Below are 12136 nucleotides of genomic sequence, written 5' to 3'. Positions count from 1 at the left end.
CATCTCGTTACCTCCGGAAGGAAAGCGTTCGTCATGCACAATCACGGGAACCGGTCCGGTCCAGCGCCTCGGTGGTGTTCCTGCCGTGTTCCGGATGAGGCCACGGAGAGTCCGGGCATCAGCCGCAGGCAGGCACTGGGCGGGTTGACCGCCGCGAGCGCGCTCGCCCTCGCGGGCTGGCCCCGCTCGGCCGAGGCGGCGACCGCCCCGGCCGGTGCCGGCCACTCGGTGACCATCACCGTCATGGGCACCTCCGACATCCACAGCAATGCGGTCAACTGGGACTACTACCAGGACGCCGAGTTCAGCGACAGCGCCGGGAACGTGGTCGGCCTGGCGCGGGTGTCCAGCCTGGTGAACCAGGTCCGCGCCGACCGCGGGCGGGAGCGCACTCTGCTGTTCGACGCGGGCGACACCATCCAGGGCACCCCGCTGGCGTTCTACTACGCCACGGTGGAGCCGATCACGAAGTCCGGCCGGATCCACCCGATAGCGGCGCAGATGAACGCCATCGGCTACGACGCCGTGGCATTGGGCAACCACGAGTTCAACTACGGCATCCCGTTCCTGAACACGTGGATCCGTCAGATGGACGCCGCGGTTCTGGCCGCCAACGCCGTGCACGCGGGCAGCGACCGGCCGGCGTTCCGCCCGTACATCATCAAGAAGATGGACGTTCCGGGGCATCCGCCGATCAGGGTCGGCCTGCTCGGCCTGACCAACCCGGGTTCCGCCATCTGGGACAAGGCCAATGTCTCCGGCAAGCTGGACTTCCTGGACCTGGTCGAGACCGCCAAGAAGTGGGTTCCGGCCATCCGTGCCGAAGGCGCCGATGTCGTGGTCGTCAGTGCGCACGCCGGTGACAGCGGCCTGTCCTCCTACACCGGCGACATCCCGGTGGAGAACGCATCGGCCATGGTGGCCCAGCAGGTCCCCGGGATCGACGCCATCCTGTTCGGCCACGCGCACAGGGACGTCGCCGAGCGGTTCGTCACCAACGAGATCACCGGCGACACCGTGGTGATGAGCGAGCCCAAGTGCTGGGGCCAGAGACTCTCCGTCTTCGACCTCACGCTGACCCGGGACCGCGGCCGCTGGAAGGTCACCGGCAAGTCCGCCACGACGGTGAACACGAACACGGTGGAAGACGACCCGAAGCTCGTCGCGGTGGTCAAGAAGCAGCACGACACGGTGGTCGCGTACGTCAACCAGAACGTGGCCACCTCCACCGAGGCGATGTCCGCGGCGGAGTCATGCTGGAAGGACACCGCGATCCTCGACTACATCCACCTGGTGCAGATCGCGAAGGTCAAGGAGGCCATCGCCGGGACCGCCCACGCGTCCCTGCCGGTCCTGTCGATCGCCGCGCCGTTCAACCGCGCCGCGACCTTTCCGGCCGGTGAGGTCACGATCAGGGACATCGCCGGGCTCTACATCTACGACAACACGCTGCTGGCCAGCGTCCTGACCGGCTCGCAGATCAAGGCGTACCTGGAGTACTCGGCGCAGTACTTCAAGCAGGTCGCCGCGGACGCCCCGGTCGATCCGGCATCGTGGACCAACGCCAAGAACCGTCCCGACTACAACTTCGACCAGTTCTCCGGCATCGCCTACGACATCGACCTTGCCCAGGCCGAGGGCGCACGGATCCGCAACCTCGCCTACGACGGCGCGGCGGTCACCGACGACCAGCAGTTCGTGGTCGCGGTCAACAACTACCGCCAGTCCGGCGGTGGCGGCTTCCCCCACATCGCCACCGCCCCGGTCGTCTACAACGCCCAGGTGGCGATCCGGGAGGCGATCGTCGCGTACGCCTCCGCGGCCAAGACCATCGACCCCTCCACCTTCCACGTGGAGAACTGGAAGCTGGTCCGCGACGGCGTATCGGTCTTCTGAACGGGTCGGCAGCCCAAGCGGCCTCCGGAATCCCGGGGGCCGCCGGCTGCCCCTCGACCGCCAACCCATCACCGGGTAAGACGCGACCAACCGATCCCCACACGGGGGCCCGGTGCCGAGGCGACGGCCACCGGCTCGGTGACCTCGGTGAAGCCGCCGTTCGGGCTCATCACGATCCGCCCGGTCTGGCGCCCGTGCTCCGCCGCCTCCTGTTCCCGGTACGTGAGGCCGAGGCAGATCCGTCGGGTGAGGGTGTACGCGAGCACGGGTCCGGCGAAGACGGCCACCCGGAAGAACCAGGTGACGGTGTAGAGGGACAGGTGGAAGTGGTAGGCGATCTGGTCGTTCGAGGCCGCGGCCCACAGCAGCCCGTAGAAGGTGATCCCGGCCGCGCCCACCGCCGTACGGGTCGCCGCGTCGCGCGGGCGGTCGAGGACGTGGTGGAGATCCCGGTCGCCGGTGAACCTGCGTTCGAGCGCCGGGTAGCCCGCCAGAACGGTGAAGAAGGCGCCGGGGACGAGGAGCGCGGGCACCAGCACCGCCAGCGTGAGCGGATGACCGGCCACGTCGAACTCCCAGTTCGGCATGATCCGGACCGCGCCGTCCAGGAAGCCCATGTACCAGCCGGGTACCGCTCCCGCGCTGATCGCCCCCGGCCGGTACGGCCCGTACAGCCAGATCGGGTTGATCTGCGCGACCGTGCCGAGAAGAGCGAGCACTCCGCAGGTGGCGAAGAACAGCGCCCGTCCGGGGTGCACAGTGCGCGCCCGGACGGTGCGCGCCGAGTCCGCCGGGCCGAGAAAGCGGGAGTGACCGTGCCGCCGGAGCAGTCGACGGCGGAAGGCGAGCAGGCCGGCCATGCCCGCCGGTAGGAGCAGCACGTGCAGCCAGTAGAACCGGGGAATGATCGCGTCGCCGGGGAAGTCTGCACCGAACAGCCAGAACGTCAGGCGGGTACCGACCACCGGGATCGACTGGACCACCCCCTGGATCAGCCCGAGGCTTCCGCCCGACAGCATGTCGTCCGGCAGGATCGTGCCCGTCACGCCCGCCGCCATGCCCAGTACGAGCAGGATCACCCAGACCAGCCAGTTCGGCCCCCTCGGCCGGCGGAACGCGCCGGTGAAGAACATCCGGACGAGCTGGAGGCAGACCGCGGCGATGAAGACCAGCGCCGCCCAGTGGTGGATCTGCCGCATCAGCAGCCCGCCGCGCACGTCGAAGCTGATCTCAAGCGTCGACTCGTACGCTCTGCTGACCGGAACACCGCGCAGCGGAACGTACGAGCCGTCGTAGGCGACCAGCGTCATGTCCGGGTCGAAGAACACGGTCAGGTAGGCACCCGTGGCGACCAGCACCCCGAACGCGTACAGTGCGATCTCCCCGAACAGGAACGACCACTGATCCGCGCGTACGGACCGCGACCACCGCTTCGGCACGGCTGCCGCCGTCCGTGACCTCTGGGCCCCCATCGTCGTTTCTCCCCCTGCCTGACCGCCTCTGACCGAGGCGCCCTTAGCACTAAGACGCCCAGAAGGCCGGAAATGTGACATTGGGACAGAGGGAGCTCTTCCCGTCCCTCGCCGAAGGTGCTCTTCGGCGAGGGACATGGCGTACGCGGGCCCGAAAACTCGGATCGGTCATGCGGCCTTGGGCTCGCCGGGTTGTTCGGGCGGCCTGGAGACCACCGGCGGCTCAGGCGCCTGCGGCGGCGCGGACGACGTTGCGAAGTGGGCGGCCGGTCTCCAGTGCTGTGAGGTTGGCGGCGATGTCGCGGGCGCGGCTCTCGAACGTCTCCCTCGTGTGCCCGGAGTTGTGCGGGGTCAGCACGACGTTGTCCAGCTCGGCGAACGGCAGGGTGGCGCCACTGCGGTTCACCCCGTCGGTCGGCCACCACACGTCGATCGCGGCTCCGGCGATCTGTCCGTCGGCGAGCGCGTCGTACAGCGCTCGCTCGTCGACGACCGGGCCACGTGAGACGTTGACCAGCAAGGCCGAACGCCGCATTCGACGCAGCTCCGCGGCACCGATCAGGCCGCGGGTGTGCGGGTTCAGCGGCACCGTCACGACGACCACATCCGACGTGGCGAGCAGCGCGGGCAGCTCTCCCATGGAGACGACACGGTCGAGTTCCAGGCCCGGCTCCAGCGGTGAGCCGGGGTCGCGCCGTGCCGCCTGCACCCGCATGCCCATCGCGGCCGCCAGCCGGGCCACCTGCCCGCCGATCTCGCCGAGGCCGAGCAGCCCGACGGTGCGGCCCGCGACGGAATCGCCGAGGGTCAGGTCCGGATCGACGGCGACGGACTCCCACACGCCCTGCCGCAGCAGCCGGTCGGTCCGCAGCACCCGCCGCGACAGCATCAAGACGGTCATGATGACGTGCTCGGCGATGGCCCGCCCGTGGTGGGAGGTGTTGGCCACGGCCGTGCGCGGTGCGAGTGCGTCGAGCGGTATGCGCTCATAACCGGCGCCGGTCACCTGCACCAGCCTGAGCCCGGTCCCGGCGCGCGCCATCGGCTCGGTCATCCGCGAGCACACCATCACGTCGGCGTCGCGCAGCGTGGTCACGACCTCCTCGTCCGGCCGGTCGGCGGCCATCAGCGGGTCGTGGCCGCCGGAGCGGAGGATCGTCGCGAAGCGGCTGATGATGGGGTCAGTGACCACGATTTTCATCCTGCGGTCACCAGCGTGGGCTCAGCAGCTCGTACGAGGGGTCGATGCCGCGCATGTAGCCGGTGTCGTCGCGGCTGCGTAGCCCGCATTCGAGGTACTGCTCGTGCAGCCGGCCGAGCATGTCCCGGTCGAGCGTGACCCCGAGCCCGGGCGTGGTCGGCACCGCGACGGCACCGTCGGAGAAGGTGAGCGCGCCCGGGGCGATGACGTCCTCACCGGGGTCCTTCCACGGCCAGTGCGTGTCGCAGGCGTAGGTGAGATTGGGCGTCGCCGCGGCCAGATGGGTCATGGCGGCGAGGCTGATGCCGAGGTGGGAGTTCGAGTGCATCGACACCCCGAGCCCGAACGTGTCGCAGATCCCGGCGAGCAACCGGGACCGGCCGAGACCGCCCCAGAAGTGGTGGTCCGAGAGCACGACGCCGACGGCGTCCCGCCGTACGGCCGGTTCGATGCCGGCGAAGCTCACCACGCACATGTTGGTGGCCAGCGGCATCGGAACCTTGCGGGCGACCTCGGCCATCCCCTCCACGCCCGGGGTCGGATCCTCGAGATACTCCACCACGCCGTCGAGTTCCTGCCCGACCCGGATCGAGGTCTCGACGGTCCAGGCGCCGTTCGGGTCCAGCCGCAGCGGATGCTCGGGGAAGGCGCGACGCAGCGCGTGGATCGCCTCGATCTCCTCGTCGGGTGGAAAGACCCCGCCTTTGAGCTTGAGCGCTGAGAAGCCGTACTCGGTCACCATCCGCCGGGCCTGGGCGACGATGCCGTCGGGGTCGAGCGCGGCGCCCCAGCGGTCCGGCTCGTGGCCGGGGTGGGCCGCCCACTTGTAGAAGAGATAGCCCGAGTAGTCGACGGTGTCGCGGACGGCACCGCCGAGCAGCGTGCTGACCGGCAGGCCGGTGGCCTGTCCCTGGATGTCCAGGAAGGCGACCTCGAAGGGGGACAGGATCGCGTCCGCGGTGCTGGTGCCGGTGACCATCCCGGCCATCCCGTGATCACCGGTGCCGGGCCCGCCGGCGAGGACGACGCGGATGCGGCGGGCGAGCTCGTTGACGTCCCAGACGTCGGTCCCGATGATCTCGTCGGCGGCGAGGCGCAGGCGGGCGAGATGGTCGGCGTCGGCGTACGTCTCGCCGAGGCCGATCAGCCCGTCCTCGGTGCGGACCTCGACGATGGCGCGCAGCGCGTACGGCTCGTGCACGCCCACCGTGTTCAGCAGGGGAAGGTCCTTGAAGGCGACCGGCGTGACGGTGACACCGGTGACGCGTTGCCGTTGGGAGTCGGTCACGGGAAGGGCGACTGCTTCGGGCATTACGGCACACCTCACATCACCAAGGAACGTGCCGCTACATTAGCAGACGTAGTTCACATGTGTAGACAGCGTCTCGTTCACACCCAGGAGTCGTCACCGATCGGCGGAGCGGACCGTTCGATCTGCTCACGTGCTTGGCGCATCGTGGCCAGGATCTCGGCCTCGAGTTCGGCGTTGAGGCGTGCCAGCGGCACCGAACAGCTGATCGCATCGCGGGCCGGAGTCGCGTACCGCAGCGCGAGACCAAAGCAGTGCAGCCCGAGGCTGCTCTCCTGCCTGTCGATGGAGTAACCACGGGCGCGGGTCTGGTCCAGATCGGCCACCAGCGCCGCACGGTCGGTGATGGTGTGCGGCGTGAACGCGGTCGTCTCGGCCGGCAGGTGGTGGTCGAGCTGCTCGCCGCCGTGCTCGGCGAGCAGCGCCTTGCCGAGCGCGGTGCTGTACGCCGGAAGCCGGCGCCCCACCCTGCTGTACGGCCGCAGGTACTGGCTGGACTCCCGGGTCGCGAGATAGACGACGTCGAAGCCGTCCAGGCGGCCGAAGTGGAAGGTCTCATCCAGCTTCTCACCGAGCTCGTCGAGCACCGGTTTGACGATCCGAAGATGCTGGTCGGTGTCGAGGTAACTGGTGCCGACCAGCAGCGCCCGGATGCCGATCCCGTACATGGTCCCCGAGGCGTCGGTGCGCACCCAACCGTGCTTGGTCAGCGTGCGGAGCAGGGCGTACAGGCTGCTCCGCGGAACGTTGAGCGCCTCGGTCAACTCACGCAACCGCGCCGGACGATTCTGCCGGGAGGCCAGGAGCTCGAGCAGCTCCAGCGTACGCGCGGCCGATTTCACCTCGCGGACGCCGGAGATCTTGTCGTCGACGGCGTCGGCCGGCGACTCCTCTGACGATGCGGCCATGGTGCGGGCCTCCAGGAATCCAGCGGGAAGAGACGGTCAGCCTAATAGATGTGGAGCCGCCATCTACATTCTAAGAAGGGGCCCGCGAACGCGGGGAGCCGTGCCGCCGCGCAGGCCCGCGGCCGGCGAACTTGATCGTCTGGTGGTGTTCGCCACGGCCCCGGCATCGCACCTGAGGACCGCGAACGCGTCAGAGTTCGAGCCCTCCGCGCAGTCGATCCGTACCTGGGTGCGTCTGTGCGGACGCATGAGCGCCGGCCGAGCATTTCGGAGTAGGGCATGCGGCGGTTATGGTTGGGGCCCGACCGCGGCGGCATGTTTTGGGTTCATGAAGACTTCATCTGTGGTTCGACGACCGCTCGGGCAACTGGAAGCCGAGGTGCTGGCGGTGCTGGCCAGTGCTCAAGGGGAGTTGTCGCCCGCTGACGTGCAGGCCCGGCTGTCAGGCCATCCTGCCTACACCACCGTCAACACTGTGTTGTCCCGGCTGCACGGCAAGCAGTTCGTGTCCCGAGCGCGCCGGGGACGGCACTTCGCCTACCGGACGGTGGTGGATGAGCCGCGCCTGGTGGCTGACCGGATGTGTGATCACCTGCGCTATGCCAGCGATCCTTGTCACGCACTGAACCAGTTCGTCCGGTCCCTCAACCCTGATGAGGAACAGCTCCTGCGCACCGTGCTCGACGGAGACGCACTGGGCTGACGATCGTCCGTACCGGGCAGGCCGGGGCGATGCCGCGAGGTCCTGGTCTTGCTCTTGGTGTTGAGCTGAGCCGAGTGGTCCGCCCGACTTCGGCTGCCCGGGGGTGGTTCCGCATCGACTTCAGCATTCTGCTACAAGTGTCGTAGTACGGTCGTGGTGGCGAGCGCAGAGGAACGAGGGGAGAGGCATGGCTGCGGAGGGCAGTACGAAAGCGGTCGTCACGGCGTTGGTGGCGAATCTGGGGATCGCGGTCACCAAGTTCGTGGCGTTCGCTCTGACGGGGTCCTCGTCGATGCTTGCCGAGGCGATCCATTCGGTGGCCGATTCCAGTAACCAGGCGTTGCTGTTGGTGGGCGGGAAGCGGGCGCAGCGGCGCGCGACGTCCGAGCATCCGTTCGGGTACGGGCGGGAGCGCTACATCTACGCCTTCATCGTCTCGATCGTGCTGTTCAGCGTCGGAGGGCTGTTCGCGCTGTATGAGGCGTGGCACAAGATCAGCGATCCGCACGCGATCACTGAGTGGCATTGGGTGCCGATCGTGGTGCTGCTGGTGGCGATCGCGCTGGAGTCGGTGGCGCTGCGCACGGCGGTGAAGGAGTCCAACGCGGTGCGCGGCTCGGCGGGCTGGGTGCAGTTCGTGCGTCGTTCCAAGTCGCCCGAGCTGCCGGTGATTTTGCTGGAGGACACCGGCGCGCTGGCCGGTCTGGTGTTCGCGCTCGCCGGCGTGGGGCTGGCGCTGGCGACCGGCAACGGGGTCTGGGACGGTATCGGCACCGCGGCGATCGGCGTGCTGCTGGTGACAATCGCGATCGTGCTGGCCACCGAGGTCAAGAGCCTGCTGATCGGCGAGTCCGCCAGCGAGGAGCATGTCCGCGCGATCGAGCGGGCGATCGTAGCCGGTGATGGCGTCGACGCCGTGATCCATATGCGAACCATGCACCTGGGGCCGGATGAGCTGCTGGTGGCTGCCAAGATCGCCATCGATCGGGAGGACAGCGCGATTGAGGTCGCTCATGCCATCAACGGCGCTGAGGCGCGAATTCGCGCCGCAGTGCCGATCGCTCGCCTGATCTACATCGAGCCCGACATCTTGCGCTGCGAGCGTCCCGCCCGCGTAGTTGGTGGCGATCAGTGATGCGGTCCGTTGCTGTTCAGGGGGATTGACGCCGCCGTCGGTGGGCCACCAGCAGCCGCGCGCCGTTAGGCTGCCCGCAGGACACGCGGTGTCCTGGAGGTGAGGGGGTGGGTGCAACCGATGTCACGACGACCATTGGGGCAGTTGGAGGCCGAGGTATTGGCCGCGCTCGCCGCCGCCGACGGCCCGATCAGCACTGCCGGGTTGCGAGACCGCATCCCAGGCGATCCCGCCTACACCACCATCAACACCATTTTGTTCCGGCTGCACGCCAAGCATCTGGTCACGCGGGAGCGTCACGGCCGCCACTTCCTGTACCGGCTGGCTGTGGATGAGTCCCGGCTGGTGGCCGACCGCATGCGCGATCACCTGCGCCATGCCAGCGACCCCTCCAGCGTGCTGAGCCGGTTCGTGCAGAACCTCACCACCGACGAGGAAGACGCCCTGCGCGCCGTCCTGGACAAACCCCAGTCCCAGCCTGGAGAAACCGCGTGATCTGGCTGACGTTTCTGCCCGCGGGGCTAACGCTCGCCCTCGGCGTCGTCTTGGGCGTGGCGCAGCTGCCGCTGCACCCGGCCTGGTCGGCGCGCCTGCTGGCCACCGTCGCGGCCACCACGGTCGTCGCCACCATCGGAACGCTGGTCTTCATCACCGTCAACTATGCCGCGACGCTGTTCCCCCGGGCTGCCGGACAGCTGCCCGAATGGGCGCTGTTCGGCGACGACCAGCCCGTGCCCGCCGGCCTGGGCATTCCGGCCATCGCGCTGACATGTCTGAGCGTCCTCACCGCCACCAGGCTGTCGAGCCGCTGGGCCGCTGAGGTCCGAGATGCTCGGCGTACCTCCCAAGAGGTCGTGGAGTCCGACGTCCCCCTGGCGCTCGCCGTCCCGGGCCGCGGTGGAGAGGTCCTGGTCTCCCGCGGCCTCCTGCGCATGCTGGACGGGACGCAACTGCAGGTGGTGTTCCAGCACGAGGCATCTCACCTGCGTCATCGCCACCACCGCTACCTCGCGCTCGGCGCGCTGGCCGCAGGCACCCTCCCACTTTTGCGGAGCTTGAACACGCGCCTGCGCTTTGCCCTAGAGCGCTGGGCCGACGAAGACGCCGCCGAAGCGGTCGGCGACCGCACCCTGGTCGCTCACACAATCGCCCAAGTCGCCCTGGCCCGCTCCTCGCCCGAACCGGCCGCGCTGCCCTTCCCGGCCTTCACCGACTCCGGCGTCGTCCAGCGCGTGCAGGCGCTGCTGGCCACGGCCCCCGACAAGAACACCATCACCGGGCCGGTCATCCTCGCCGGCGCCGGTCTGGGAACCGGCCTCCTGGCCTCGGCCGCCTGGCAGCTCGACCACGTCCTGGGGCTGACCTTCCTATGAACCATCTGCTCTAAACGCCGCCGGCCATTCGCCGTTGTACAAACCGTCAGGTGTCCCTGCGCCGCACCAGCCAGGCGGTCAGCACCAGCGCAGTCGCGCTGTAGACGCAGACCAGCGACAGCGACGGCCACGCACCGAGACTGCCGACCGTGTCCGGGCTCGCGTCCGAGGTCTGCGTCAGCTTTTCCAGCGCCGCCATCGGCGAGGCGCCCGCCACCCAGCGCTGCAGGTCCCCGAACAGCGGCCCGAACAGCGACGGCAGCAGCAGGACGCCGATCATGGTGGTGATGGCTGCGGCCGAGTGTCGCAGCACGGCACCGAGCGCCAGGCCGAGCAGGCCCACCGCGGCACAGCACACGGCAATGCCCAGCACTGCGGGGAACGCGTCACCGGAGGCGTACCCCTCACCGGTGAGCATCTCCGTGCCGATCTGGTATGCCACGACACTGCCGATCAATGCGGTTGTGAACATCACCACCGCGACCACCACCGCCTTGGCTGCCAGTACGGCCCCCCTGCGCGGGGTGGCGGCGAAGGTGGCACGGATCGTTCCGGAGCCGAACTCTCCCGAGACCACCAGCACGCCGAACACACTGGCGGCGATCTGTGCCGTCACCGCGCCGGTGAGGCTGCCGCCCAGGATGGTGTCGTCAGGCTGGAGGCTCCTGGTGGCCCCGACGAACACGGCGAAACCCGTGATCAGCACCATCATCACCATCGGGGTCCACATCGTTGACCTGACGGTCCAGGCTTTGGTCCACTCCGCCGCCAGCACGTTCCCGAATCCCACCCGGTCCTTCGTCGCGACAGTGGTCATCAGCTCATCGTCTCCGCCCGGATCCGCGGTACGGATCCCTCGCCTGAGGCCCGGTATTCGACCGCGGCTTCGGTCATCTGTGTGTAGACCTCCTCGAGGGAGGACGTCCGCGGAGCCAGTTCGTGCAGTTCGATCCGCTGCTCGGTCGCGATCTTGCCGATCGTGGCCGCGGTGAGACCGCTCACCAGCCACGCCCCCGCCTCATGCGGATGGACCAGGGCGCCCCGCTCCTCCAACGCCGTCCGGAGCCGGGCGGTGTCCGGGGTTCGTACGAGAGTCACCGCCCGTGAGTTGCGATCGATGAAGTCCCGCATGGTGGTGTCGGCCAGCAGCCTGCCCCGGCCGATCACGATGAGGTGGTCAGCGGTCAGTTCCATCTCGCTCATCAGGTGACTGGACAGCAGCACCGTCCGGCCCTCGGCGGCCAGGCCCTTCAGCAGGGTGCGGATCCACCGAATGCCCTCGGTGTCGAGCCCGTTCACCGGCTCGTCCAGGATCAGGATTCCGGGGTCACCCAGCAATGCCGCGGCCAGGCCGAGGCGTTGACCCATCCCGAGCGAGAACCCCCTGGTTCGCTTGCGCGCGACCGAGGCCAGGCCGACCCGCTCCAGCACCTCGTCCACCCGGCGGCGGGCCAGCCCATTGCTACGCGCCAGCCACAGCAGGTGGTGGTAGGCCGAACGCCCGCTGTGCACCGCCTTGGCGTCCAAGAGGGCCCCGACCTCTCGCAGCGGCGCCGGCAGCGCACCGTAGGGGCGGCCGTTGATCATCACCCGCCCGCCGGTCGGCGCATCCAGACCGAGGATCAATCGCATGGTGGTCGACTTGCCGGCCCCATTGGGCCCGAGGAATCCCGTCACGGCTCCCGGCCGTACACGGAACGACAGCCTGTCCACCGCCGGCCTGCCGCCATAACTCTTCGTGAGATCCATCGCCTCGATCATGTGCCGTCCCATCCCCAGCGCTGGCCAAGCCGGTCGCCAAGGACACTAGGAATCCACCGGGGTCGGCCACATCACCCGCAAGAGCACACCTCGTCCGTCACTCTCAAGTACGACAGGGCGTGCTCGGCCTGCCGGCGATAGGAGGTCGTAATAGGGGAGGACAAACGATCGGGCGTGCGGGGAGGGGGATGTTCTGGTACTCCGCCCGCGTCTTGCCCGGCACCACATCGGCATTGGCGGGTATGCGATCGGCGTGTACATAGGTCCGCTCGCGCGTTACTGGGTTATCGCGCTTCTTCTCGGACAGTCGGCAGTGGCACGGCAGCCAGCACCCTCATCCGGTCCGCAGGAACTGGATTGCGAGCTCTTTGGCGAGTT

At 68.7% G+C, this 12136-nt stretch carries 11 protein-coding genes; 5 read left to right on the top strand and 6 right to left on the bottom strand.

Annotated features, from left to right (window positions below; translation table 11 throughout):
* Positions 1-144: 144 nt before the first annotated feature.
* Positions 145-1896: a bifunctional metallophosphatase/5'-nucleotidase gene (locus HKK74_RS27750; RefSeq protein WP_246492040.1), complete on the top strand. Its 1752-nt coding sequence runs from the start codon at positions 145-147 to the stop codon at positions 1894-1896.
* A gap of 68 nt (positions 1897-1964) precedes the next feature.
* Here HKK74_RS27750 and qcrB read toward each other — a convergent pair whose 3' ends face one another.
* The 4 genes from qcrB to HKK74_RS27730 all read right to left on the bottom strand — a co-directional run bounded on the left by qcrB (position 1965) and on the right by HKK74_RS27730 (position 6786).
* Positions 1965-3368 carry a cytochrome bc1 complex cytochrome b subunit gene (gene qcrB / locus HKK74_RS27745; protein ID WP_187246315.1) on the bottom strand — a complete coding sequence of 468 codons (1404 nt, stop codon included), beginning with the start codon at positions 3366-3368 and terminating at the stop codon, positions 1965-1967.
* 223 nt (positions 3369-3591) lie between these two features.
* Positions 3592-4560, bottom strand: a complete 969-nt coding sequence (locus HKK74_RS27740; RefSeq protein ID WP_222722807.1) for a 2-hydroxyacid dehydrogenase — start codon at positions 4558-4560, stop codon at positions 3592-3594.
* A gap of 16 nt (positions 4561-4576) precedes the next feature.
* Positions 4577-5881, bottom strand: coding sequence for a glucarate dehydratase family protein (locus HKK74_RS27735; protein ID WP_187246313.1), 1305 nt, complete (start codon positions 5879-5881; stop codon positions 4577-4579).
* Positions 5882-5958: 77 nt separating this feature from the next.
* A complete protein-coding gene (locus HKK74_RS27730; RefSeq protein ID WP_187246312.1) occupies positions 5959-6786 on the bottom strand; it encodes an IclR family transcriptional regulator in 828 nt (275 codons plus the stop codon).
* A 328-nt stretch (positions 6787-7114) separates the two neighbouring features.
* Between HKK74_RS27730 and HKK74_RS27725 the strand changes: the two genes are divergently transcribed.
* From HKK74_RS27725 to HKK74_RS27710, 4 genes are all read left to right on the top strand, one after another.
* On the top strand, positions 7115-7489 hold the full coding sequence (locus tag HKK74_RS27725) for a BlaI/MecI/CopY family transcriptional regulator (protein WP_222722806.1): 375 nt from the start codon (positions 7115-7117) through the stop codon (positions 7487-7489).
* 187 nt (positions 7490-7676) lie between these two features.
* Positions 7677-8624, top strand: coding sequence for a cation diffusion facilitator family transporter (locus tag HKK74_RS27720; RefSeq protein WP_187246310.1), 948 nt, complete (start codon positions 7677-7679; stop codon positions 8622-8624).
* 144 nt (positions 8625-8768) lie between these two features.
* Entirely contained in the window at positions 8769-9119 is a 351-nt protein-coding gene (locus tag HKK74_RS27715; RefSeq protein ID WP_376771564.1) for a BlaI/MecI/CopY family transcriptional regulator, read from the top strand.
* Positions 9116-9997: a M56 family metallopeptidase gene (locus tag HKK74_RS27710; RefSeq protein ID WP_187246309.1), complete on the top strand. Its 882-nt coding sequence runs from the start codon at positions 9116-9118 to the stop codon at positions 9995-9997. The genes HKK74_RS27715 and HKK74_RS27710 overlap by 4 nt, the downstream gene beginning before the upstream one ends.
* A gap of 46 nt (positions 9998-10043) precedes the next feature.
* Here HKK74_RS27710 and HKK74_RS27705 read toward each other — a convergent pair whose 3' ends face one another.
* Together HKK74_RS27705 and HKK74_RS27700 are read right to left on the bottom strand one after the other, a co-directional pair.
* On the bottom strand, positions 10044-10814 hold the full coding sequence (locus tag HKK74_RS27705) for an ABC transporter permease (protein ID WP_187246308.1): 771 nt from the start codon (positions 10812-10814) through the stop codon (positions 10044-10046).
* Positions 10814-11758, bottom strand: a complete 945-nt coding sequence (locus tag HKK74_RS27700; protein WP_187246307.1) for an ABC transporter ATP-binding protein — start codon at positions 11756-11758, stop codon at positions 10814-10816. Before HKK74_RS27700 ends, HKK74_RS27705 begins: the two co-directional genes overlap by 1 nt.
* Positions 11759-12136 lie beyond the last annotated feature (378 nt).

This window comes from Actinomadura alba, from assembly GCF_014323705.1.
In the GTDB taxonomy this organism is placed as follows: domain Bacteria; phylum Actinomycetota; class Actinomycetes; order Streptosporangiales; family Streptosporangiaceae; genus Actinomadura_C; species Actinomadura_C alba.
Note: the sequence above shows the minus strand (reverse complement) of the source record. Positions and strands in the feature narration are given on the sequence as shown.

Bases quoted from the DNA above. Each gene is read 5' to 3' on its own strand.
- qcrB (WP_187246315.1), bottom strand. From the start codon at position 3,368: ATGGGGGCCCAGAGGTCACGGACGGCGGCAGCCGTGCCGAAGCGGTGG.
- HKK74_RS27735 (WP_187246313.1), bottom strand. From the start codon at position 5,881: ATGCCCGAAGCAGTCGCCCTTCCCGTGACCGACTCCCAACGGCAACGC.
- HKK74_RS27730 (WP_187246312.1), bottom strand. From the start codon at position 6,786: ATGGCCGCATCGTCAGAGGAGTCGCCGGCCGACGCCGTCGACGACAAG.
- HKK74_RS27725 (WP_222722806.1), top strand. From the start codon at position 7,115: ATGAAGACTTCATCTGTGGTTCGACGACCGCTCGGGCAACTGGAAGCC.
- HKK74_RS27720 (WP_187246310.1), top strand. From the start codon at position 7,677: ATGGCTGCGGAGGGCAGTACGAAAGCGGTCGTCACGGCGTTGGTGGCG.
- HKK74_RS27705 (WP_187246308.1), bottom strand. From the start codon at position 10,814: ATGACCACTGTCGCGACGAAGGACCGGGTGGGATTCGGGAACGTGCTG.
- HKK74_RS27700 (WP_187246307.1), bottom strand. From the start codon at position 11,758: ATGATCGAGGCGATGGATCTCACGAAGAGTTATGGCGGCAGGCCGGCG.